Annotated in this window: 20 protein-coding genes; 7 read left to right on the plus strand and 13 right to left on the minus strand. The window is 71.7% G+C overall.

What is annotated here, in order from left to right:
- Positions 1–4: 4 nt before the first annotated feature.
- The 4 genes from ACFY1U_RS35710 to ACFY1U_RS35725 are packed head-to-tail and all read right to left on the minus strand — an operon-like array spanning position 5 to position 4,039.
- Positions 5–1,219 carry a sensor histidine kinase gene (locus ACFY1U_RS35710; RefSeq protein ID WP_390698182.1) on the minus strand — a complete coding sequence of 405 codons (1,215 nt, stop codon included), beginning with the start codon at positions 1,217–1,219 and terminating at the stop codon, positions 5–7.
- Complete coding sequence (locus ACFY1U_RS35715; RefSeq protein ID WP_390698183.1) at positions 1,216–2,928, minus strand: cation acetate symporter; 1,713 nt, start codon at positions 2,926–2,928, stop codon at positions 1,216–1,218. The genes ACFY1U_RS35710 and ACFY1U_RS35715 overlap by 4 nt, the downstream gene beginning before the upstream one ends.
- A complete protein-coding gene (locus ACFY1U_RS35720) occupies positions 2,925–3,287 on the minus strand; it encodes a hypothetical protein (protein WP_390698184.1) in 363 nt (120 codons plus the stop codon). The genes ACFY1U_RS35715 and ACFY1U_RS35720 overlap by 4 nt, the downstream gene beginning before the upstream one ends.
- A gap of 2 nt (positions 3,288–3,289) precedes the next feature.
- Complete coding sequence (locus ACFY1U_RS35725) at positions 3,290–4,039, minus strand: LytR/AlgR family response regulator transcription factor (protein ID WP_390698185.1); 750 nt, start codon at positions 4,037–4,039, stop codon at positions 3,290–3,292.
- 78 nt (positions 4,040–4,117) lie between these two features.
- Here ACFY1U_RS35725 and ACFY1U_RS35730 point away from each other — a divergent pair, with 78 nt between their 5' ends.
- The 6 genes from ACFY1U_RS35730 to ACFY1U_RS35755 all read left to right on the plus strand — a co-directional run bounded on the left by ACFY1U_RS35730 (position 4,118) and on the right by ACFY1U_RS35755 (position 11,656).
- The gene (locus tag ACFY1U_RS35730) at positions 4,118–4,603 is read left to right on the plus strand and encodes an Lrp/AsnC family transcriptional regulator (protein WP_351479364.1); all 486 of its coding nucleotides are present in this window, start codon (positions 4,118–4,120) and stop codon (positions 4,601–4,603) included.
- A 154-nt stretch (positions 4,604–4,757) separates the two neighbouring features.
- On the plus strand, positions 4,758–5,570 hold the full coding sequence (ddaH, locus tag ACFY1U_RS35735; RefSeq protein ID WP_390698186.1) for a dimethylargininase: 813 nt from the start codon (positions 4,758–4,760) through the stop codon (positions 5,568–5,570).
- Positions 5,567–6,787: an ornithine--oxo-acid transaminase gene (gene rocD / locus ACFY1U_RS35740; protein ID WP_390698187.1), complete on the plus strand. Its 1,221-nt coding sequence runs from the start codon at positions 5,567–5,569 to the stop codon at positions 6,785–6,787. The genes ddaH and rocD overlap by 4 nt, the downstream gene beginning before the upstream one ends.
- A 120-nt stretch (positions 6,788–6,907) precedes the next feature.
- Positions 6,908–9,361 carry a SpoIIE family protein phosphatase gene (locus ACFY1U_RS35745; protein ID WP_390698188.1) on the plus strand — a complete coding sequence of 818 codons (2,454 nt, stop codon included), beginning with the start codon at positions 6,908–6,910 and terminating at the stop codon, positions 9,359–9,361.
- Between the two features lie 69 nt (positions 9,362–9,430).
- Entirely contained in the window at positions 9,431–10,660 is a 1,230-nt protein-coding gene (locus tag ACFY1U_RS35750) for a PP2C family protein-serine/threonine phosphatase (protein WP_390698189.1), read from the plus strand.
- 261 nt (positions 10,661–10,921) lie between these two features.
- On the plus strand, positions 10,922–11,656 hold the full coding sequence (locus tag ACFY1U_RS35755) for a lysophospholipid acyltransferase family protein (protein ID WP_390698190.1): 735 nt from the start codon (positions 10,922–10,924) through the stop codon (positions 11,654–11,656).
- 68 nt (positions 11,657–11,724) lie between these two features.
- Here ACFY1U_RS35755 and ACFY1U_RS35760 read toward each other — a convergent pair whose 3' ends face one another.
- The 8 genes from ACFY1U_RS35760 to ACFY1U_RS35795 all read right to left on the minus strand — a co-directional run bounded on the left by ACFY1U_RS35760 (position 11,725) and on the right by ACFY1U_RS35795 (position 18,881).
- A complete protein-coding gene (locus ACFY1U_RS35760) occupies positions 11,725–13,320 on the minus strand; it encodes an alpha/beta hydrolase (RefSeq protein ID WP_390698191.1) in 1,596 nt (531 codons plus the stop codon).
- Positions 13,321–13,459: 139 nt separating this feature from the next.
- Complete coding sequence (locus ACFY1U_RS35765; protein ID WP_390698192.1) at positions 13,460–14,251, minus strand: urease accessory protein UreD; 792 nt, start codon at positions 14,249–14,251, stop codon at positions 13,460–13,462.
- Positions 14,215–14,892, minus strand: coding sequence for an urease accessory protein UreG (gene ureG, locus ACFY1U_RS35770; RefSeq protein ID WP_390698193.1), 678 nt, complete (start codon positions 14,890–14,892; stop codon positions 14,215–14,217). Before ureG ends, ACFY1U_RS35765 begins: the two co-directional genes overlap by 37 nt.
- A 194-nt stretch (positions 14,893–15,086) precedes the next feature.
- Complete coding sequence (locus ACFY1U_RS35775) at positions 15,087–15,761, minus strand: urease accessory protein UreF (RefSeq protein ID WP_390698239.1); 675 nt, start codon at positions 15,759–15,761, stop codon at positions 15,087–15,089.
- A gap of 43 nt (positions 15,762–15,804) precedes the next feature.
- Positions 15,805–17,526, minus strand: a complete 1,722-nt coding sequence (locus ACFY1U_RS35780) for an urease subunit alpha (RefSeq protein ID WP_390698194.1) — start codon at positions 17,524–17,526, stop codon at positions 15,805–15,807.
- Positions 17,519–17,830 (minus strand): urease subunit beta, encoded by a 312-nt coding sequence (locus ACFY1U_RS35785; RefSeq protein ID WP_115914097.1) that lies wholly within the window; start codon positions 17,828–17,830, stop codon positions 17,519–17,521. The genes ACFY1U_RS35780 and ACFY1U_RS35785 overlap by 8 nt, the downstream gene beginning before the upstream one ends.
- 10 nt (positions 17,831–17,840) lie before the next feature.
- A complete protein-coding gene (locus tag ACFY1U_RS35790; RefSeq protein ID WP_010355509.1) occupies positions 17,841–18,143 on the minus strand; it encodes an urease subunit gamma in 303 nt (100 codons plus the stop codon).
- 87 nt (positions 18,144–18,230) lie between these two features.
- Positions 18,231–18,881, minus strand: coding sequence for a TetR/AcrR family transcriptional regulator (locus tag ACFY1U_RS35795; protein ID WP_390698195.1), 651 nt, complete (start codon positions 18,879–18,881; stop codon positions 18,231–18,233).
- A gap of 114 nt (positions 18,882–18,995) precedes the next feature.
- On the opposite strand from ACFY1U_RS35795, the gene ACFY1U_RS35800 reads away from it, so the two are divergent.
- Positions 18,996–20,009, plus strand: coding sequence for an ABC transporter permease (locus tag ACFY1U_RS35800; RefSeq protein WP_390698196.1), 1,014 nt, complete (start codon positions 18,996–18,998; stop codon positions 20,007–20,009).
- Between the two features lie 69 nt (positions 20,010–20,078).
- Here ACFY1U_RS35800 and ACFY1U_RS35805 read toward each other — a convergent pair whose 3' ends face one another.
- Positions 20,079–20,366, minus strand: coding sequence for a type II toxin-antitoxin system Phd/YefM family antitoxin (locus tag ACFY1U_RS35805; protein ID WP_123963640.1), 288 nt, complete (start codon positions 20,364–20,366; stop codon positions 20,079–20,081).
- Positions 20,367–20,380 lie beyond the last annotated feature (14 nt).

The raw sequence follows: 20,380 nt of genomic DNA on the forward strand, positions 1-20,380 counted from the left end.
CCGTTCATTCCTCGCTCGGCCGCCCGGCCGAGTGCACTCCCGGCTGGTATTTCGGCAGCCGGGCGGTGATCTTCATGCCCGCTCCCACGGCGGTCTCGATGACGAGCCCGTAGTCGTCGCCGTAGACCTGGCGCAGCCGGTCGTCGACGTTGGACAGTCCGATGCCGCCGGAGGGGCTGACCTCGCCGGCGAGGATGCGGCGCAGCAGGTCGGGGTCCATGCCGGCGCCGTCGTCCTCGATGACGACCAGGGCCTCGGCGCCGGCGTCCTGCGCGGTGATGCTGATGTGGCTCTTGCCGGCGGGCGCCGCCTTGCCCTCCAGGCCGTGCTTGACTGCGTTCTCGACGAGCGGCTGCAGACACAGGAAGGGCAGCGCGACCGGCAGGACCTCGGGGGCGATCTGCAGGGTGACGGAGAGGCGGTCGCCGAAGCGTGCCCGCACCAGCGCCAAGTAGTGGTCGATGGCGTGCAGTTCGTCGGCCAGAGTGGTGAAGTCGCCGTGCCGGCGGAACGAGTAGCGGGTGAAGTCGGCGAATTCCAGGAGGAGTTCGCGGGCGCGTTCAGGGTCGGTACGGACGAAGCTCGCTATCACCGCGAGCGAGTTGAAGATGAAGTGCGGGGAGATCTGGGCGCGCAGTGCCTTGATCTCGGCCTCGATCAGACGGGTGCGGGACTGGTCGAGATCGGCCAGCTCCAGCTGGACGCTCACCCAGCGGGCGACCTCCCCGGCGGCGCGGACGAGGACGGCGGACTCGCGGGGCGCGCAGGCGACCAGGGCGCCGTGCACGCGGTCGTCGACGGTGAGCGGGGCGACGACCGCCCAGCGCACCTGGCAGTCCGGATCGGGGCACTTGAGGCGGAAGGCCTCGCCGCGGCCGGTCTCCAGCGGTCCGGCGAGGCGTTCCATGATCTCGTCGCGGTGGTGGCCGCCGACGCCGTCCCAGACCAAAACTTCCTTCTGGTCCGTCAAGCACAGGGCGTCCGTGCCGAGGAGGGTGCGCAGCCGGCGGGCGGACTTGCGGGCGGTCTCCTCCGTCAGCCCGGCCCGCAGCGGGGGTGCGGCGAGGGAGGCGGTGTGCAGGGTCTGGAAGGTGGCGTGCTCGACCGGAGTGCCGAGTCCGCCGAGGCTCTCGGGGCGGGCGGTGCGCCGGCCGAGCCAGAACCCGGCGGCGAGCAACGGCAGGACGGCCACGCACAGTCCGGCGAGGAATCCGCTCATGCCTTCACCTCCGCGCGCAGTTCCTCCGGCAGATGGAACCTCGCCAGGATCGCCTCCGTCCCGCCCGGCACGCGGCCCGGGGTGGCCAAGGACACCAGCACCATGGTGAGGAAGCCCAGCGGCACCGACCAGAGGGCGGGCCAGGCCAGTAAGGCGTGCAGCGAGCCCGTGCCGGGGAAGCCCGCCATCGTCGCGGCCACCGCCAGGAACGCCGAACCGCCGCCGATCAGCATCCCGGCGGCCGCGCCCGGCGGGGTCAGCCTGCGCCACCAGATGCCGAGGACGAGCAGCGGGCAGAAGGACGACGCGGACACCGCGAAGGCCAGCCCGACGGCGTCGGCGACCGGAAGCCCGCCGACGATGACGCTGGCGGCGAGCGGCACCGCCATGGAGAGCACCGTGCCGAGCCTGAAGTGGCGTACGCCGCGCGTCGGCAGGACGTCCTGGGTGAGTACCCCGGCCACGGCCATGGTCAGCCCTGACGCCGTGGACAGGAACGCGGCGAAGGCCCCGCCCGCCACCAGCGCGCCCAGCAGGTCGCCGCCCACGCCGCCGATCATGCGGTCGGGCAGCAGCAGGACGGCGGCGTCCGCGTCGCCGGTGAGGGTGAGTTCGGGGGTGTAGAGCCGCCCGAGGGCGCCGTACAGGGGCGGCAGGAGGTAGAAGGCGCCGATCAGGCCGAGTACGGCCACGGTGGTGCGGCGGGCGGCGACGCCGTGCGGGCTGGTGTAGAAGCGGACGACAACGTGCGGAAGCCCCATGGTGCCGAGGAAGGTGGCGAGGATCAGCCCGTACGTGGCGTACAGCGGGCGTTCCTCGCGGCTCGAGGCCAGCGAGGTGGACATCCCGCCGTTGGTGTCGCGGTCGGCGGCCGGGACGGTGGTGCCCTTGGCGAAGGCCAGCCGGGTGCCCCGCTCGATGTGGTGGGTGCCGGAGGGGAGTCGGATCCGACCGCCGTCGCGGGTGCGGCCGTCGACCGTGCCGGTCACGGTGACGGTCAGCGGCCGGTCCAGTGTCAGGTCGAGGCTGTCGTCGACGCGTACGACGCGCTGCTCGCGGAAGGTCGCCGGTTCCTCGAAGGCGTGGCGGGGCGCGCCGTCGCCCTGCCAGGCGAGGACCAGGAACAGCGCGGGCACCAGCAGGGCGGTGAGCTTGAGCCAGTACTGGAAGGCCTGGACGAAGGTGATGCTGCGCATCCCGCCGGCAGCGACGGTGGCGACCACGACGACGGCCACGATCAGCCCGCCGAGCGAGCCGGGCGCCCCGGTCAGCACCGTCAACGTCAGCCCCGCGCCCCGCAGTTGGGGCAGCAGATACAGCCAGCCGACACCGACGACGAACGCCCCGGCCAGCCGCCGTACCGCCTGCGAGGCCAGCCGGGCCTCGGCGAAGTCGGGCAGCGTGTAGGCGCCGGAGCGGCGCAGCGGGGCGGCGACGAACAGCAGCAGGACCAGATAGCCGGCGGTGTAGCCGACCGGGTACCAGAGCATGTCGGGGCCCTGGACCAGGACCAGGCCCGCGATGCCCAGGAAGGAGGCGGCGGAGAGGTACTCGCCGCTGATGGCGGCCGCGTTGAGGCGGGGGCCGACGGTGCGGGAGGCGACGTAGAAGTCGGAGGTGGTACGGGAGATGCGCAGGCCGAAGGCGCCGACCAGGACGGTCGCCACGACCACGAGGGCCACCGCCGGGACGGCGTAGCTCGAGTTCATCGGTCTTCTACGAGGCGCACGAAGTCCCGTTCGTTGCGCTCGGCGCGCCGGACGTACCACAGGGCGAGCAGGACCATCGGGGCGTAGAGGCAGAAGCCGAGGATCACCCACTGCAGGCGGCGGGCGTCCGTTGTGGCCGCGAAGACCAGGGGCAGCGGGCCTATGAGGAGGCCGAGGAAGGCGAACACGGCGAGGCCGGCGCGGAGTTGGGTGCGCATGAGGGAGCGGACGTAGGTGTGGCCGAGGGTGGTCTGTTCGTCGATCTCGGTGCGCGGGCGGTAGTAGCCGGAGGCGCGGCGGGTGCGGCGGGGCGGGCCGGTGACGACGACGCGGCGCTCGGCGGGGTCCTGGATGGGCACGGTCAGGGCCTCCTCATCAGCAGGTCCCGCAGTTCGCGTGCGTGGCGGCGGCTGACCTGCAGTTCCTCGGCGCCGACCAGGACGCTCACCGTGCCCGCGTCCAGGCGCAGTTCGCCGACATGGCGCAGGGCGACCAGATGGCGGCGGTGGATGCGGACGAAGCCCCGGGAGCGCCAGCGTTCCTCCAGGGTGGACAGCGGGATCCGTACGAGGTGGCTGCCCCTGTCGGTGTGCAGGCGGGCGTAGTCGCCCTGGGCCTCGACGTGGGTGATGTCGTCGACGGCGACGAAGCGGGTCACACCGCCGAGTTCGACCGGAATCTGGTCGGGGTCGGGCTCGTGCACGGGGATGCGCGGGGTGGTGCCGGTGAGTTCGGCGGCCCGGCGGACGGCCTCCGCGAGGCGTTCCTTGCGGACGGGCTTGAGGACGTAGTCGACGGCCTTCAGGTCGAAGGCCTGTACGGCGAAGTCCTCGTGGGCGGTGACGAACACGACCAGCGGCGGCTTGGCGAACCCGGTCAGCAGCCGGGCCAGGTCGAGTCCGTCGAGGCCGGGCATGTGGATGTCGAGGAAGACGACGTCGATGGCCTCGGGGCCGCCCGGACCGGACTGGAGCGCCCGGTTGATGCGGCGCAGCGCCTCGGTCGCGTCGCCTGCGCCCTCCGCGCTGCCGATGCGGGGGTCCGCGTTCAGCAGATACAGCAGTTCCTCCAGCGAGGGGCGTTCGTCGTCGACGGCGAGGGCGCGCAGCATGAACCCGGAGTGTAGGTGGAATCCGCACGGGTGGACATGTGCCGTGGTGTGGACGTTCGTACTGGATACAGTGCCCACATGAACAGCAGGCCGGCCCCCTTCGACGAGCTCGACCGGAAGATCATCACCGCGTTGATGGCGAACGCCAGGACGAGCTTCGCCGAGATCGGTGCGGCCGTCGGGCTCTCGTCCACGGCGGTCAAGCGGCGGGTGGACCGGCTGCGCGAGACGGGTGTGATCACCGGGTTCACTGCCACCGTGCAGCCGGCGGCGCTGGGCTGGCGCACGGAGGCGTACGTCGAGGTGTACTGCGAGGGCGCGGCCCCGCCCAGGCGGCTCGCGGAGGTGGTCCGCAACCATCCGGAGATCACGGCGGCGATGACGGTGACCGGCGGCGCGGACGCGCTGCTGCATGTGCGGGCGCGGGACGTGGACCACTTCGAGGAGGTCCTGGAGCGGATCCGCATCGAGCCCTTCATCCGCAAGACGATCAGCGTGATGGTGCTGTCCCATCTGCTCCCGGAGAGCCCGGAGGCGGGCGCCACCCAACCGGCTCCCGAATAAACGTCCGAGCACGCAGCAGCGCTGCGCGAAACCGGCCCAAGACGCAGCATTCCTGCGCGGACACGCAATTCTCGTTCCTTGTCGCCCGACTCCGTCACTTCCTACCTTGGTGTCAACCCACCCTCGACACCGCAGGAAGCGGAGGAACCCCTCTGTGTCCGATTCCCGTGTGCCGCGCCGGCGGCGCTTCCTGGTCTGCGAACCCAGACATTTCGCCGTGCAGTACGCGATCAACCCCTGGATGCAACCCGACGTCCGCGTCGACGTGGACCTGGCCCAGGAGCAGTGGCAGGCGCTGATCGGCGCCTACCGGGCCCATGGTCACACCGTCGACACCCTGGAGCCGGCCCCCGGACTCCCGGACATGGTCTTCGCCGCGAACTCGGCGGTCGTCGTCGACGGCCGCGTCTTCGGCTCCCTCTTCCACGCGCCCGAGCGGCGCCCGGAGTCCACCCACTACGACACGTGGTTCAAGGCGGCCGGCTTCGACGTCCACCGTCCCGAGGCCGTCTGCGAGGGCGAGGGCGACCTGGTCTGGACGGGCCGCTACGTCCTGGCCGGCACCGGGTTCCGTACCACCCGTGAGGCGCACCGCGAGGTGCAGGAGTTCTTCGGCCACCCGGTGATCAGCCTGACGCTGGTGGACCCGCGCTTCTACCACCTGGACACCGCGCTGTTCGTCCTGGACGACGACAACATCTCCTACTACCCGGAGGCGTTCTCCCCGGGCAGCCGCGAGGTCCTGGCCCGGCTGTATCCGGACGCGGTGCTCGCCACCCTGGACGACGCGCTGGCCTTCGGCCTCAACTCCGTCTCCGACGGCCGCCACGTCTTCATCGCGCCCCAGGCCGAGTCCCTCGCCACCGCCCTCGCCGACCGCGGCTATGTCCCCGTGCCCGTCGACCTGTCCGAGTTCCGCAAGGCAGGCGGCGGCATCAAGTGCTGCACTCAGGAGATCCGTTCATGACCGCTCCCGTGACCACGCGTTCGTCCGCCGAGCTGATCCGCGCCGAGGAACCGGTCCTGGCGCACAACTACCATCCGCTGCCCGTGGTCGTCGCGCGTGCCGAGGGCACCTGGGTGGAGGACGTCGAGGGCCGCCGCTACCTCGACATGCTGGCCGGCTACTCGGCCCTCAACTTCGGCCACCGCCACCCGGCGCTGATCGAGGCGGCCCACCGCCAGCTGGACCGCCTCACGCTCACCTCGCGCGCCTTCCACAACGACAGGCTCGCCGAGTTCGCCGAGCGGCTGGCCGAGCTGACCGGTCTGGACATGGTGCTGCCCATGAACACGGGCGCCGAGGCGGTCGAGTCCGGCATCAAGGTGGCCCGCAAATGGGCGTACGAGGTCAAGGGCGTCCCCGCCGACCGGGCGACGATCGTGGTCGCGGCGGAGAACTTCCACGGCCGTACGACGACGATCGTCAGCTTCTCCACGGACGAGACCGCTCGGGCGGGCTTCGGCCCGTTCACACCGGGCTTCCGGATCGTGCCGTACAACGACCTGGCGGCGCTGGAGGCGGCGGTCGACGAGACGACCGCGGCCGTGCTCATCGAGCCCATCCAGGGCGAGGCGGGCGTCGTCATCCCCGACGAGGGCTATCTGCGCGGGGTGCGCGAGCTGACCCGCCGCAAGGGCTGTCTCTTCATCGCGGACGAGATCCAGTCGGGCCTCGGCCGCACCGGCCGCACCCTCGCCGTCGAGCACGAGGGCGTCGTCCCGGACGTCCTGCTGCTGGGTAAGGCGCTGGGCGGCGGCATCGTGCCGGTGTCCGCGGTGGTCGCCCGCCGGGACGTGCTCGGCGTGCTGCGTCCGGGCGAGCACGGCTCGACGTTCGGCGGCAACCCCCTGGCGGCCGCGGTCGGCACGGCCGTCGTGGAGCTGCTGGAGACGGGCGAGTACCAGCGCCGGGCGGCCGAGCTGGGCGTGGTCCTGCGCGGTGGTCTGGCCGCCCTGGTCGGCAAGGGCGTCGCCCGCTTCCGCGCCCGCGGCCTGTGGGCGGGCGTCGACGTCGACCCGGCCATCGGCACCGGCCGCGAGATCAGCGAACGCCTCCAGCGCGAGGGGGTCCTGGTCAAGGACACCCACGGCTCCACCATTCGGCTGGCGCCGCCGCTGACGATCACCGGCGAGGAACTGGAGTCCGCGCTCGGGGCGCTGGAGAAGGTCCTGGGTTCCTGACCGGGGTGGGGGGCGGCCGGACCCCGCCCCCCGCTTTTCTCTGCGTCCCCGCCGGTTGCCCGGAGGGTGAAGATGGGGACAAGAGGTGGTAGACCACTCTCAGCGACAGAGAGGTCGGCCGTGGGCACTGATGAGGAGCAGGACCATGCCCGGCAGCGGTTCGACGTGGCCGATGCCGCGCCTCTGCTGCTCGACGCCCAGGGCGTGGTGACCAGCTGGACCCGGGACGCCCGGCGGCTGCTGGACTACACCGCCTCCGAGGTGGTCGGCACCCCGGTGGTCGGCCTGCTGGCCGCGGAGGACGCCGCACGGGTGCCCGAGTTGGCCGAGCGGTGCCGCCGGGACGGCGGCTGGGCCGGGCTGCTGACCGCCCGGCACAAGGACGGACACCAGGTCAGGGTGATGGTCCGGATCACTCCGGCGGTGGGGCCCGGCGGCGGGGCGCACTGGCTGGTGCTGCTCTCCGACATGGGCGGAGCACGCGGCTGGGACATGAGCCGCGCAGTGCTGGAGCAGATGGTGACCGGATCCCCCATCGGCATCGCGGTCGTGGACGCCAATCTGCGGTGCGTCTGGTCGAACGAGGCCCTGGAGCGGTTCGGCGGCGGCTCCCCCGGGGAGCGGCTGGGGCGGCGGCTGGCGGAGATCCAGCCGGGCATCGACTCCGAGGGCATCGAGACGCAGATGCGGCGCGTGCTGGAGACCGGGCAGCCGGTGGTCGGGTACGAGCACGTCGGCCATGTGCGCTCCGCACCACGCCGGGAGACGGCGCACATGATGTCGTTCACCCGCCTCGATGACGACCACGGCCATCCGATGGGCGTCTACTACACGGTCGTCGACATCACCGAGCGGCACCGCGCCCGGCAGCGGCTGGCCCTGCTGGACCGGGCCGGCGAGCAGATCGGCCGCAGCCTGGACATCGCGCGGACCGCCCAGGAGCTGGCCGACGTGGCCGTGCCGGGCTGCGCCGACTTCGTCTGCGTCGACCTGCTGGAGTGGGTGCTGCGCGGCGCGGAGCCCCCGAACGGACCGCTCAGCCCCACGGAGGCGGTGCCGCTGCGGCGCGCCGGACACCAGTCGGTGAACCCGGGGGTCCTGGAGGCCGTCGTGGAGATCGGCGCGCCGGCCACCTATCTGCCGGGATCGCCCCCGATCCGCTGCCTGGCCACCGGCCTGTCCTGGCGCGAGGAGCGGCTCGACCCGCTGGCCCGGGAGTGGGCCACCGACCTGCCCGGCGACCGGACGGCCACGTTCCTGGAGCTGGGGCTGCACACCGTGATGGTCGTGCCGATCCGCGCCCGGGGCGTCACCCTCGGCGTCACCATGTTCTTCCGGCGCCGGCGTCAGGAACCCTTCGACGAGGACGACCTCAGCCTGGCCGAGGACCTGGTCTCGCGGGCGGCGGTCTGCGTGGACAACGCCCGCCGCTACACCCGCGAACGCAATGCGGCGCTGGTGCTGCAGCGCAGCCTGCTCCCCCATCGGCTGCCCGATCAGGACGCCGTGGAGGTGGCCGCCTGCTACCGGCCGGCCGACGAGCTGACCGGCCTGGGCGGCGACTGGTACGACCTCATCCCGCTGTCGGGCGCCCGCGTCGCCCTCGTCGTGGGCGAGGTGCCGGGGCACGGCATCGACGCTGCGGCGGCCATGGGGCGCCTGCGGACCGCCGTGCGCACCCTGGCGGCGCAGGATCTGCCACCCGAGGAGGTGCTCGCGCACCTGGACGACCTGGTCGCTCGGACCGGCCGAGAGGAGGGCGGCGATCCGGAGGGCGTCGACGTGCAGGTCGCGGGGTCCGGCTGTGTCTACGTCATCTACGACCCCGTCGACGGACAGTGCACGATGGCCGCCGCGGGCCACCCCGCGCCCGCCGTCGTCCTGCCCGACGGCAGCGTCAGCTTCGTGGACCTGCCGCAGGGGCCGCCGCTCGGCGTCGGCGGGCGGCCCTTCGAGGCGGTGGAGCTGGCCCTCGCCGCGGGCAGCACGCTCGTCCTGCACACCGACGGGCTGCTGGCCCGCGAGGACGACGACCGTCCGGTCGACGCGGACCGCGATCGGCTGCGCCGGGCCCTGGAACGGAGCGCACCCTCCCTCGACCTGCGCTGCCGGGCCGTGGTCGACGCGCTGATCCCGGACCGCCCGGACGACGACGTGGCCCTGCTGATGGCCCACACCAGGCTGCTGGGCGCCGACCAGGTCGCCGACTGGGACCTGCCCGCCGACCCGGCCGTCGTCGCGGACGCCCGCAAGGAAGCCACCCGGCAGCTGACCGAGTGGGGCCTGGAGGAGCTGGCCTTCACCACGGAGCTCGTGGTCAGCGAGCTGGTCACCAACGCCATCCGGCACGCCGAAGGCCCCATCCGGCTCCGCCTGATCAAGGAACGCGCCCTGATCTGCGAGGTCTCCGACGGCGGCGCCACCGCGCCCCACCTGCGCCATCCGCGCACCACGGACGAGGGCGGCCGCGGACTGCTGCTGGTCTCCCAGTTCACCCAGCGGTGGGGCACCCGCTTCATGCCCGAGGGAAAGGTCATCTGGGCCGAGCAGTCCCTGACGGATCCCCCGGCCTGACACACCGATACCGCACATACACCGCATCACGTGGGAAAATAACGTGAACCCGGCGATGAGGCGGCAGCCATGAACGATGGGGCGATCGACTACGCGGCAGTGTTCCAGTGCCTGCCGGGGATGGTGGCGCTGCTGACGCCCGAGCTGGTGTTCGCCGACGCCAACCAGGAGTTCCTGAGCAATGCCGGGCGCACCCGCGAGAAGGTGGTGGGCCGCTATCTGTTCGACGTCTTCCCCGACAACCCGAACGACTCCACCGCCTCCGGCATGCGCAATCTGGCGGCCTCGCTGCAGCGGGTGCTGGAGACCGGCGAGCGCGACGCCATGGCTCTGCAGCGCTACGACGTCGAGAGTCCCGACCGGCCCGGCGAGTGGGAGGAGCGCTACTGGAGCCCGGTCAACGCCCCGGTGCTCGGCCCGGACGGCAAGGTGGTGCTGCTGGTGCACCGCGTCGAGGAGGTCACCGAGCTGATCAAGGCCAGAGGCAGCCCGCGCGGCAGCCGGGCCAGGGTGCTCGAGGCCGAGCTGTACACCCGCGCCCGCGAACTGCAGGACCTCAACGAGCGGCTGCGGCAGGCGCACGCCCGCGAGCGCGAGGTGGCCATGGCGCTGCAGGAGGCGATGCTCCCCGCCCGTCGGCAGGCCGGCCACCAGCACGCCGCCGTGCGCTACCGGCCCGCCGTCGGATCGCTCAACGTGTGCGGGGACTGGTACGACCTGGTCGACCTGGTGGGCGGCCACCGCATCGGCGTGGCGGTGGGCGACGTGGTCGGGCACGGGCTCGCGGCCGCCGGGGTCATGGGCCAGCTGCGCAGCGCGCTGAGCGCCGCCTCCCGCGTCGCCGAGGGCCCGGGTGAGGCGCTGAACGTGCTGGGCCGCTATGCGCACGTGGTCGACGGCGCCGAATCCGCCACCGCCGTCACCACGTTCATCGACTTCGACGAGCACACCATCACCTACAGCAGCGCCGGGCACCCCCCGCCGGTCCTCGTCCACGCCGACGGCCGTATCGAGTTCCTCGACCAGGCCACCGACCCGCCGCTCGACGCCCGCCCCGACCCGATGCCGAGGCCCCAGGCCTGTACGCGGTACGCCGAGGGCGCCACCCTCGTCCTCTACACCGACGGGCTGATCGAACGCAGACGCGAGGACATCGACACCGGCCTGGCCCGCCTCGCCGACTCCCTCGCCCGCCACCGCACGGAGGACCCCGAACGGCTGGCGGACTCGGTCCTGCTGGAGCTGCTGCCGCCGGGGGGTGCGACCGACGACACCGCCCTGGTCATCGTGCGGCTGTGAGGGAGACAGACGGGGCGGCGCGCCGCAAGGGCCGGGCGTCCGCCAGCAGTTGAACGTGATCGCGCCATGATGTGCCGTCAGGTTGCTGTCTACCAGTCGGTAACTGGAGGCTGGTGCGGCAGTTGTCCCCACGCGCGCGACGCGGCGTCCGCCGTGTTCCGGCGAACTGCGCCTGCACATAGACTGGCGATCCCACGACACGCCGGTTGACCTGCTGGAACGCGGCGGCACAGGCGATCCGCCGGAGTGAGGAGCGACCTTTTGTTCTACTACGTGCTCAAATACGTGTTGCTGGGACCTCTGCTGAGACTGGTCTTCCGGCCTCGCATCGAAGGCCTCGAACACGTACCGGCCGAAGGCCCGGCGATCGTCGCCGGCAACCACCTGTCCTTCTCGGACCACTTCCTGATGCCGGCCATCCTCAAGCGCCGCATCACCTTCCTCGCGAAGAAGGAGTACTTCACCGGTCCCGGCATCAAGGGCCGTCTCACCGCGACCTTCTTCCGCAGCGCGGGGCAGATCCCGGTCGACCGCACCGGCAAGGAGGCGGGCCAGGCCGCCATCCGCGAGGGCCTCGGCGTGCTGCGCAAGAACGAACTGCTCGGCATCTACCCGGAGGGCACCCGCTCGCACGACGGCCGCCTCTACAAGGGCAAGGTCGGGGTGGCGGTGATGGCCCTGCGGGCCCAGGTGCCCGTCATCCCGTGCGCGATGATCGGCACCTTCGAGGCGCAGCCGCCCGGCAAGGTCATCCCGAACATCCACCCCGTGGTCATCCGCTTCGGCAAGCCCCTCGACTTCTCCCGCTATGCCGGCATGGAGAACGAGAAGGCGATCCTGCGCGCCATCACCGACGAGATCATGTACGCGATTCTGAAGCTCTCCGAGCAGGAGTACGTCGACGAGTACGCGGCCGTCGTCAAGGCGCAGCAGACGGAGGCGGCCGGCGCGGCGGAGAAGAAGGTGCGCCGCCTCCCGCGGTTGCCGCTGGGTTAGGACGAGCTGAGCACGAGGAAGGGGCGGCCGGAGTGTTCCGGCCGCCCCTCACTTCGTACCGCTGCCGGTTACGGCTTGGGCGTGGCGTGCGGGGTGCAGGTCACGTCCGCGGCGTCCAGCTTGCCGCTCAGGAGGTAGTCGTCCACCTTCTGGTTGATGCACGGGTTGACCAGGCCGGTCACACCGTGCGAGCCCGCGTCCTTCTCGGTGATCAGGCGGGAGCCCTGGAAGCGGTCGTGCAGTTCGACGGCGCCGTCGTACGGGGTGGCGGCGTCACGCGTGGACTGCACGATCATGACCGGCGGCAGACCCTTGTGGGTCTTGACGTTCACCGGGCGCTGCTGCTTGACCGGCCAGGTGGCGCACGGCAGGTTCATCCAGGCGTTGGCCCAGGTCATGAACGGGTAGTTCTTGTTGAGCTCGGTGTTGTCCTTGTCCCACTTCTTCCAGCTGGTGGGCCACTTGGCGTCGGTGCACTCGACGGCCGTGTAGACGGCGTTGCCGTTCTCCGCGGTGATGTTGCCCGCCGTGTTGGACATGTCGGGGGCGGCCGCGTCGACCAGTGCCTTGGTGTCGCCGGCGAAGTACTTGCTGAACGCCGTGGCGACCGGCACCCACGAGGAGTCGTAGTACGGGGCGCTCTGGAAGAAGGAGATCAGCTCGGCCGGGCCGACGACCCCGCCGAGGGGGCTCTTCTTGGCGGTGGCGCGCAGCTCGAGCCACTTCGTCTGGACAGCGTCGCGCGTGGTGCCGAGGTGGAAGGCGGCGTCGTTGGCGGCGACCCAGTCCTCCCAGTCCTTCCAGCGGCCCTCGAAGGCGACGTCCTGGTCCAGGTTGGCCTGGTACCAGATCTTCTCCCGCGACGGGTTGACGACGCTGTCCACGATCATGCGGCGCAGATGGCCCGGGAACATGGTGCCGTAGACGGCGCCGATGTAGGTGCCGTAGGAGACGCCCAGGTAGTTGAGCTTCTTCTCGCCGAGCGCGGCACGGATGACGTCCAGGTCGCGCACGGTGTTGGGCGTGGTCATCTGCGAGAGCATCGCCTTGCCGGTGCGCTCGAGGCAGCCCTTGGCGTACTCGGCGGCCAGCTTGCGCTGGGCCAGCTTGTCGGCCTCGGAGTCCGGCACCGGGTCGGACTTGGGCGCCTTCACGAACTCCTGCGGGTCGATGCAGGAGATCGGCGCGGAGTGGCCGACACCGCGCGGGTCGAAGCCCACGAAGTCGTACGCCTTGGCCACGTTGGCCCACACCGGGTTCTTGGTCGTGACCCGGCGCGGGAAGCGCATACCGGAGCCGCCGGGGCCGCCCGGGTTGTAGACGAGCGCGCCCTGGCGCTCCTCCTTCGTCCCCGTGTTGCCGATGCGGTCGACGGCCAGCTTGATCTGCTGGCCGTACGGATGCGCGTAGTCGACCGGGACGCTGACGTACCCGCACTGGATGGGCTTCTCAAAACCCCAGTCGGCGGGGCAGTCCTGCCAGTCGATCCCGGCCTTCGCCGCCCGCTCGGCCGCGATGGCGGCACCGCGGGCCTCGCGGTCCTGCTTGGGCCGAGAGCCGGCGGTCGCGCTGGCACTCGGCGCCGCGACGGCGCCGGCTATGAGCGTCGCCGCGGCGAGCACTCCGGCCGAGCCGAGCGCGGTGGCCCGCTTCTTTCGTCTCATATCCCTCAAGTGGGACCTCCCCCAACATCATTGCGATTGTCAGAGGGATCCTTTCGACTGTGAACATGCCGAGAACAGGGGTCGTTGACCTTCTTTACCAATCCGATAACCGGTGACCCTTGTCCCGCTCAGCGGAAACTCACGCCACGGCGGCCAGCGCCTCGTCCAGCACCCGCCGCAGCCCCAGGGCATCGGCCGCCACGGCGCTGACGAGCACGGCGGGCCCGGCGAGCGGCATCACCACGGCACTCTCCCCCAGCACCCGGGCCGCCATGGGCTCCGCCCCGAACTCGGGCCGTACGACGACCAGTTGCCCCACGGCCCGGTGCCCGCCCAGCACGGCCGGACCGTCCCACCCGCCCGGCGCTCCGGGCCCGCAGGCCAGCTCCTGGTCGAGGATCACCCGCCCCTCGACGCACACCGTAAGACGACTGGTCAGCCGCCCGGGTTGCTCCCCGACCCGCCCGAGCACCTGCTCCTCGCGCAGCACGAGCCGAGCGGCACCGCCCAGCTCGACCCGCGTCCTGACATACAGGTCACTTCCGTGCGCGGAGATCAACTGCTCGGGCAGCCACTCCAGTTCGCCGCCGTCGGCGACGTCGAGCCGCACGTCGTAGCGTGCCTCGCCCTTGGACTGCCCGGGCAGCGCGATGGTGGCGGCGGCCGACCCGACCCGCAGCCGTGCCCCGCTCCCCACTTCGGCCTCGACGGCGAACTCGTCCCCGCCGAGCGGCCCGCTCATCGCCCCGACGAGCATGACCCGCGCCTCGGCACCGCTGCCCCGCGTCCGCCGCAGCGCGAGCGGCCCCTCACCCTGAAGCACCGGCAGGGCCGTACCGCCCCTGCCGTCCTCGCGGGCGACGATCCGAGCGGTGGCCCGCACCCCGCTCACGGTCACGCCCTCCACGCGGCGAGCTGCGCCCGCACCCATCCGGCGACGTCCGTCACCCCGGCCTCGCTCCTGAGCGACTGGAAGACGACGGGCAGTTCGGCCCGCTGCGCCTTGGCGTCGGCGGCCATCCGCTCGAGATCGGAGCCGACATACGGCGCGAGGTCGGTCTTGTTGACGACGAGCAGATCGGCCGTGGTCACCCCCGGTCCGCCCTTCCGCGGAATGTCGTCACCACCGGCCACATCGATGACGAAGATCTGGGCGTCGACGAGCCCCTTGGAGAAGGTCGCGGTGAGATTGTCCCCACCGGACTCGACCAGGATCAGATCCAGGGGCCCGACCTCGTCCTCCAGGTCCTCCACCGCCTCCAGATTGGCGGAGATGTCGTCCCGGATCGCGGTGTGCGGACAGGCCCCCGTCTCCACGGCAGTGATCCGCTCGGGAGGCAGCACGGCTTCCCGGAGCAGGAATTCGGCGTCCTCGCGGGTGTAGATGTCATTGGTCACGACGGCGAGGGACAGCTCGTCGCGCAGGGCCCGGCACAGCGCCGCAACGGTGGCGGTCTTGCCCGACCCTACGGGCCCACCGAGCCCGATCCGCAGGGCCCTCCGCGATCCGTCGGGACGACGGGCGTCGGCGCTGAGGGCGGCGGGGCCGTCGTGGGTGTGGTCGAGGTGCATATGGCGGCTCCTACTGTCTTTCTGCCTGGCTTTCTGCGGTGCAATCTCAGCGCCGGTCAGGCACTCTCAGCCCGTCCGGCGTTTGAGGACGAGGCCGTTCAGGCCGATACGGGGGTCTGGGGGCAAAGCCCCCAGGGTCGGGAACGGGAAGGGGCGGCGGGGGCGCTGCATCCATCAGCGGCTCCGCCGCGGGGCTACGAGGCGAACAACCGCACAGCCCAGCCGGCATGCACCTCCGCGGAAATCTCCAGCAACGGCGCGGAAGCCGCGGGCAACGCATCGACCCCCTCGTCGACAACCCCCCGCGCCGCCTCCACCGCCCGATCCGCGACAAGATCCACCTCCGGCGCCAGCCGAGCAAGCACCCCGGTCGCATCGAACGGATCAAGGCTCAACAACCGCACCGTCGCACTCGCCGGCCCGCTCACACTCTCGTACGCCGCGCAGTAGGCCGCGTCCAAGGCCTCCAAACCGGCCGCCCGAGCAGCCACCCCGAGCACCACCGGCTGATGCGCCCCCTTGGGGAACTCCCGCGCCAGCGCGTCGAGTTCGTCCGAGGGCCAGGCAGCCCGAGCGGCCCGCGTCAACTGCCGCCCCAGCTTCCGCCCGGCGACCCGCAACGCAGGCGACGGCGTCCGCGCATCCGCCGCCGCGTCCAAGGCCACAGGGTCCACGCCGAGCACGGCGGCGGCCGCCAGCGAGGCCGCGACCAGCCCCGCCGAGTGCAACCGCCCCCGGCAGAAGGACTCCAGGCTCGCGGCCCCACTGATCCGCCCGGCCTTCACGGCCGCCTCGGCCCCGCCGGAGTGCGCATGCCCTCCGGCGGGGAAGCGCCCGTCGGCCAGAACGAGAAGAGCTGCCCGCGACATCACGACCACGCCATCAGGAGAGTCATCGGAACAGGGAGCGCCATCAGAAGAGGAAGTACCGCTGGGCCATGGGCAGTTCGGCGGCGGGCGTCGCCTCGACGAGCTCCCCGTCGATGTGCACGGCGAAACTGTCGGGATCGACCTGCACCCGGGGCCGCGCGTCGTTCTCCCGCATGTCGGCCTTGGTGACCCCGCGCGTCGAGTCGATCGCGACGAACCGCTTCCCGAGCGAGAGCCGCTCCGGCAGCCCGTCCTCGATGGCGAGCGGCGCCACGAAGTTGAAGGAGTTCGCGGCGGGCGCCCGCCCGATCGCCCCGTACATCGGCCGCGGCAGGATCGGCTGCGGCGTCGGGATGGACGCGTTGGCGTCGCCCATCTGCGCGTAGGCGATCTGCCCGCCCTTGACGACCAGGTGCGGCTTGACCCCGAAGAACGCGGGCTCCCACAGCACGAGGTCGGCGAGCTTGCCGGTCTCCACCGAGCCGACCTCGCGGGCGAGTCCCTGCGCGAGCGCCGGATTGATCGTGTACTTGGCCACGTACCGCCGCACCCGCCGGTTGTCCGCGCGCCCGTCACCCGGCAGCGCCCCCCGCCGCCGCTTCATCACATGCGCCGTCTGCCAGGTCCGCATGACGACCTCGCCGACGCGTCCCATGGCCTGGGCGTCGGAGGAGATGATGGAGATGGCGCCCAGGTCGTGCAGGATGTCCTCCGCGCCGATGGTGGACGGCCGGATCCGCGACTCGGCGAACGCCAGGTCCTCCGGCACCGCCGGGTTGAGGTGGTGGCACACCATCAGCATGTCGAGGTGTTCCTCGGCGGTGTTCACGGTGAACGGCCGCGTCGGGTTGGTCGAACTCGGCAGCACATGCGGCTCGGAGACGACGGTCATGATGTCCGGCGCATGCCCGCCGCCCGCACCCTCGGTGTGGTACGCGTGGATGCCGCGCCCGCCGATCGCGGCGAGGGTGTCGCCGACGAACCCGGCCTCGTTGAGCGTGTCCGTGTGGATGGCGACCTGGATGCCCGTCTGGTCCGCCACGGTCAGCGAGGCGTCGATGACGGCGGGCGTGGAGCCCCAGTCCTCGTGCAGTTTGAGGCCCAGGGCCCCGCCGCGGATCTGCGACAGCATCGCCTCGTGCGAGACGGTGTTGCCCTTGCCCAGGAAGCCGATGTTCAGCGGGTACTGCTCCATCGCCTCCAGCATCCGCGCGAGATGCCAGGGGCCGGGCGTGACCGTGGTCGCCTTGGAGCCCTCGGCCGGTCCGGTGCCGCCGCCCACCAGGGTGGTGACGCCGGCGGACAGCGCCTCGTCGGCGATCTGCGGGCAGATGAAGTGGACGTGCGCGTCGATGGCGCCGGCGGTCAGGATCCGCCCGTTGCCCGCGATGACCTCGGTCTCGGGACCGATGACCAGGTCCGGATGGACACCGTCCATGGTGTCGGGGTTGCCGGCCTTGCCGATCCCGGTGATCCGGCCGTCGCGGATGCCGACGTCGGCCTTGACGATGCCCCAGTGGTCGATGATCACCGCACCCGTGATGACGGTGTCCGGGGTGCCCTCCGCGCGCGTGGCACGCGACTGGCCCATGGATTCACGGATGACCTTGCCGCCGCCGAACACGGCCTCGTCGCCGGCGAACCCGGGTCCGCCGGAACGATCCTCCTCGATCTCGACGATCAGATCGGTGTCGGCGAGCCGGATGCGGTCACCGGTGGTGGGGCCGAACAGGTCGGCGTACGCGGCACGCGAGATCTCAGGCATCGAGGGCACCTCCGGTCTCCCCGCGCAGCCCGGGCACCACACGGGCGCCGGCCAGCGGGACGAGTTCGACGTCGACGGGGATCCCGGGTTCGAAGCGCACGGCCGTACCCGCGGCGATGTTCAGCCGCTTGCCGCGGGCGGCGGCGCGGTCGAAGTCCAGGCCGGGGTTGGCCTCGGCGAAGTGGTAGTGGGAGCCGACCTGGACGGGCCGGTCGGCGGCATTGAGGACGGTCAGCCGGGTGACCTCGCGGCCCTCGTTGTACACGACGGGCTCGTCCGCGAACAGGATCTCGCCGGGAATCATCGAGGCCCCCTCAGACGATCGGGTCGTGGACGGTGACGAGCTTGGTGCCGTCCGGGAAGGTCGCCTCGACCTGGACGTCGTGGATCATCTCGGGGATGCCCTCCATGACGTCGTCCCGGGTCAGGAGTTTGCGCCCGGAGGCCATGAGTTCGGCGACCGTACGGCCGTCACGGGCGCCTTCGAGGATGTGCGAGGTGATGAGGGCGACCGCCTCGGGGTGGTTGAGCTTGAGCCCGCGGGCCCGGCGCTTCTCGGCGACGTCGGCCGCCACGTGGATGAGCAGCCTCTCTTGCTCGTGCGGGGTCAGTTGCACGTCCCACCTCACAGTCCTCGCCCGGACCGTGCGGGGTCCGGTTGCCGCAGCCACGGGGCAAAGTCCCTGGTGGCGTGGATCGGCAGGCTAGTTGGACCGAGTTTCAAGCAAGTTAACCGAGCTGTGATCCCGCACGCTCATCAACGCCCGTAGACCATCTCGCAGGACGTCACTCGAAGCGGGCCCGAACAGGGCCTGCTGCGCGAGGAAGCCCATTGCGGCGGCCATCATCGTGCGGGCCACGTCGTCCGGGGACACGTCCGACCGCATCATCCCGGCTTCCTGGTACGCCTCGACGATCCGCCCCCAGGTCTCGCGCACCGCGCCGTAGCCCTCGCGCAGCAGGGCCGCGAGCCGGTCGTTGCGGAGGGTCTCCGCCCACACCTGGAGGACGAGCCCGGGAAAGGCGGGCCGCCCGTCCACGGTCAGCGACTCCTTGGTCGCGAGGACGCGGCCGAGCACCGACGACACCAGGAGGTCCGGAGGCAGGGGCGGGCTGCTGTCGGCCTCCTCCTCGAAGCCCTGGTGGACCTGGCCGAGCACCTCGGCGACGATCGCGGCGATCAGCTCCTCCTTGCCGCTGAAGTAGCGGTAGACGGCACCCGCGGAGAGGTCGACCTCCTTCAGCACGTCCTGCATGGACGTGGCGTGGAAGCCGTTGCGTGCGAAGCACAGTGCGGCGCCGTCGAGGATCTGCCGGCGGCGGGCGTCGAGGTGTTCCTGGGATACACGGGCCATGCCCCCAAAGTAAAACGAACGTTCCTTCTTGACAAGCGACCTCGGACCGCAGGACGGTGGTGGCACAACTAAAACGAACGATCCTTCTTTTTGACTCCATCTGGAGAGGAAGCCATGTCCACCACGTCCGCTACCCCCGCAAGGACACAGACCCGCCGCCTGGTCGCGGTCGTCGCCCTCGTCCCGCTGCTCGCCGCCCTGGCGCTGTGGGCCTTCGCCTGGCCCGCCGCCCGCACCGCCCCGCGCGACCTCCCGCTCGGCGTGGCCGGGCCCGCAGCGGCGACTGTCCAGGTGGAGAAGCAGCTGGCGCAGCACAAGGGCGCGTTCGAGATCCACCGCTACGCCGATGAGGCCGCCGCCCGCGATGCCATCGAGGACCGGACCGTATACGGCGCGGTCGTCGTCACCGCCCAGGGCCCCGAGCTGCTGACCGCGTCGGCCGCAAGCCCCGTCGTGGCGCAGATGCTGCAACAGGCGGTGGCCCGGCCGGGATCCGCCGGCGGCACGCAGGTCAGGACGGTCGACGTCGTGGCCGCCCCGGCGAACGACCCTCGCGGCGCCGCCCTGAACGCCGGCGTGCTGCCGCTGGCCCTGGCCGGGATCGCCGCGGGCTCGGTGGTGACCATGGCCGGACTGCGCGGTCTGCGCGCCGTGGCCGCACTGATCGGGGCCGCCGCCCTGGTCGGCGCGGCCGCGGCCGGCATCGCGCACAGCTGGCTCGGGGTGCTCACCGGCGACTGGTGGGCGGAGGCCGGCGTACTGGGCCTGGCGACCCTGGCCGTGAGCGCCGCGGTCGCCGGACTCGGCGCGCTGTTCGGCCGGGCCGGCATCGGGATCGCCGCGGGCGCCGTGATGCTCTTCGGCAACCCCTTCTCCGGCGCGCCCTCGGCCCCGCAGATGCTGCCCGAGCCGGTCGGCACGATCGGCCAGTGGCTGCCGCCGGGCGCGGGGACGACCCTGCTCCGCTCGGTGTCGTTCTTCGACGGCGCTGCGGCGGCCGGCCCCGCCCTGACCCTCACCTGGTGGGCCCTGGTGGGCCTGGGCTCCGTACTGCTCGGCAACGCGCTGACAGCGCGGGCGAAGACCACCGAGCCCGCCGCCGAACGGAACCTCGCCCCGGTCGGCTGACCCTCCGGCGCACCGAACCGACCGTGCACCCCCGCTGTAGCGGACGGGGGTGCACGGTCTTTGCGTTCCCTACGAGGCGCCGGTCCCGCGGTGGTGCGCCGCGATGCCGAAGCGCTGCTGTTCGCGAGGAGCGGACGCCACCTCGCGGACGGTCGAGACCGAGCTGATCACCTGCTCCTCGGCGGGCTCGGGAAGCTCCTGCAGCTCCTCCAGCCGCTCCAGGTCAGCGGCGGAGACCAGGGCGACGAGGGGCTTTCCGTGCCGTGTCACGACGACGCGCTCGCCGCCGTACACCACCCGGTTGATCAGGTCGGCGAGCTCAGCCCTGGCTTGCGTCACCGGAATCTCGTAGGCCATACCCCCATCATAAC

The sequence above is a fragment of the Streptomyces sp. NPDC001351 genome, assembly GCF_042896045.1.
Lineage (GTDB): Bacteria > Actinomycetota > Actinomycetes > Streptomycetales > Streptomycetaceae > Streptomyces.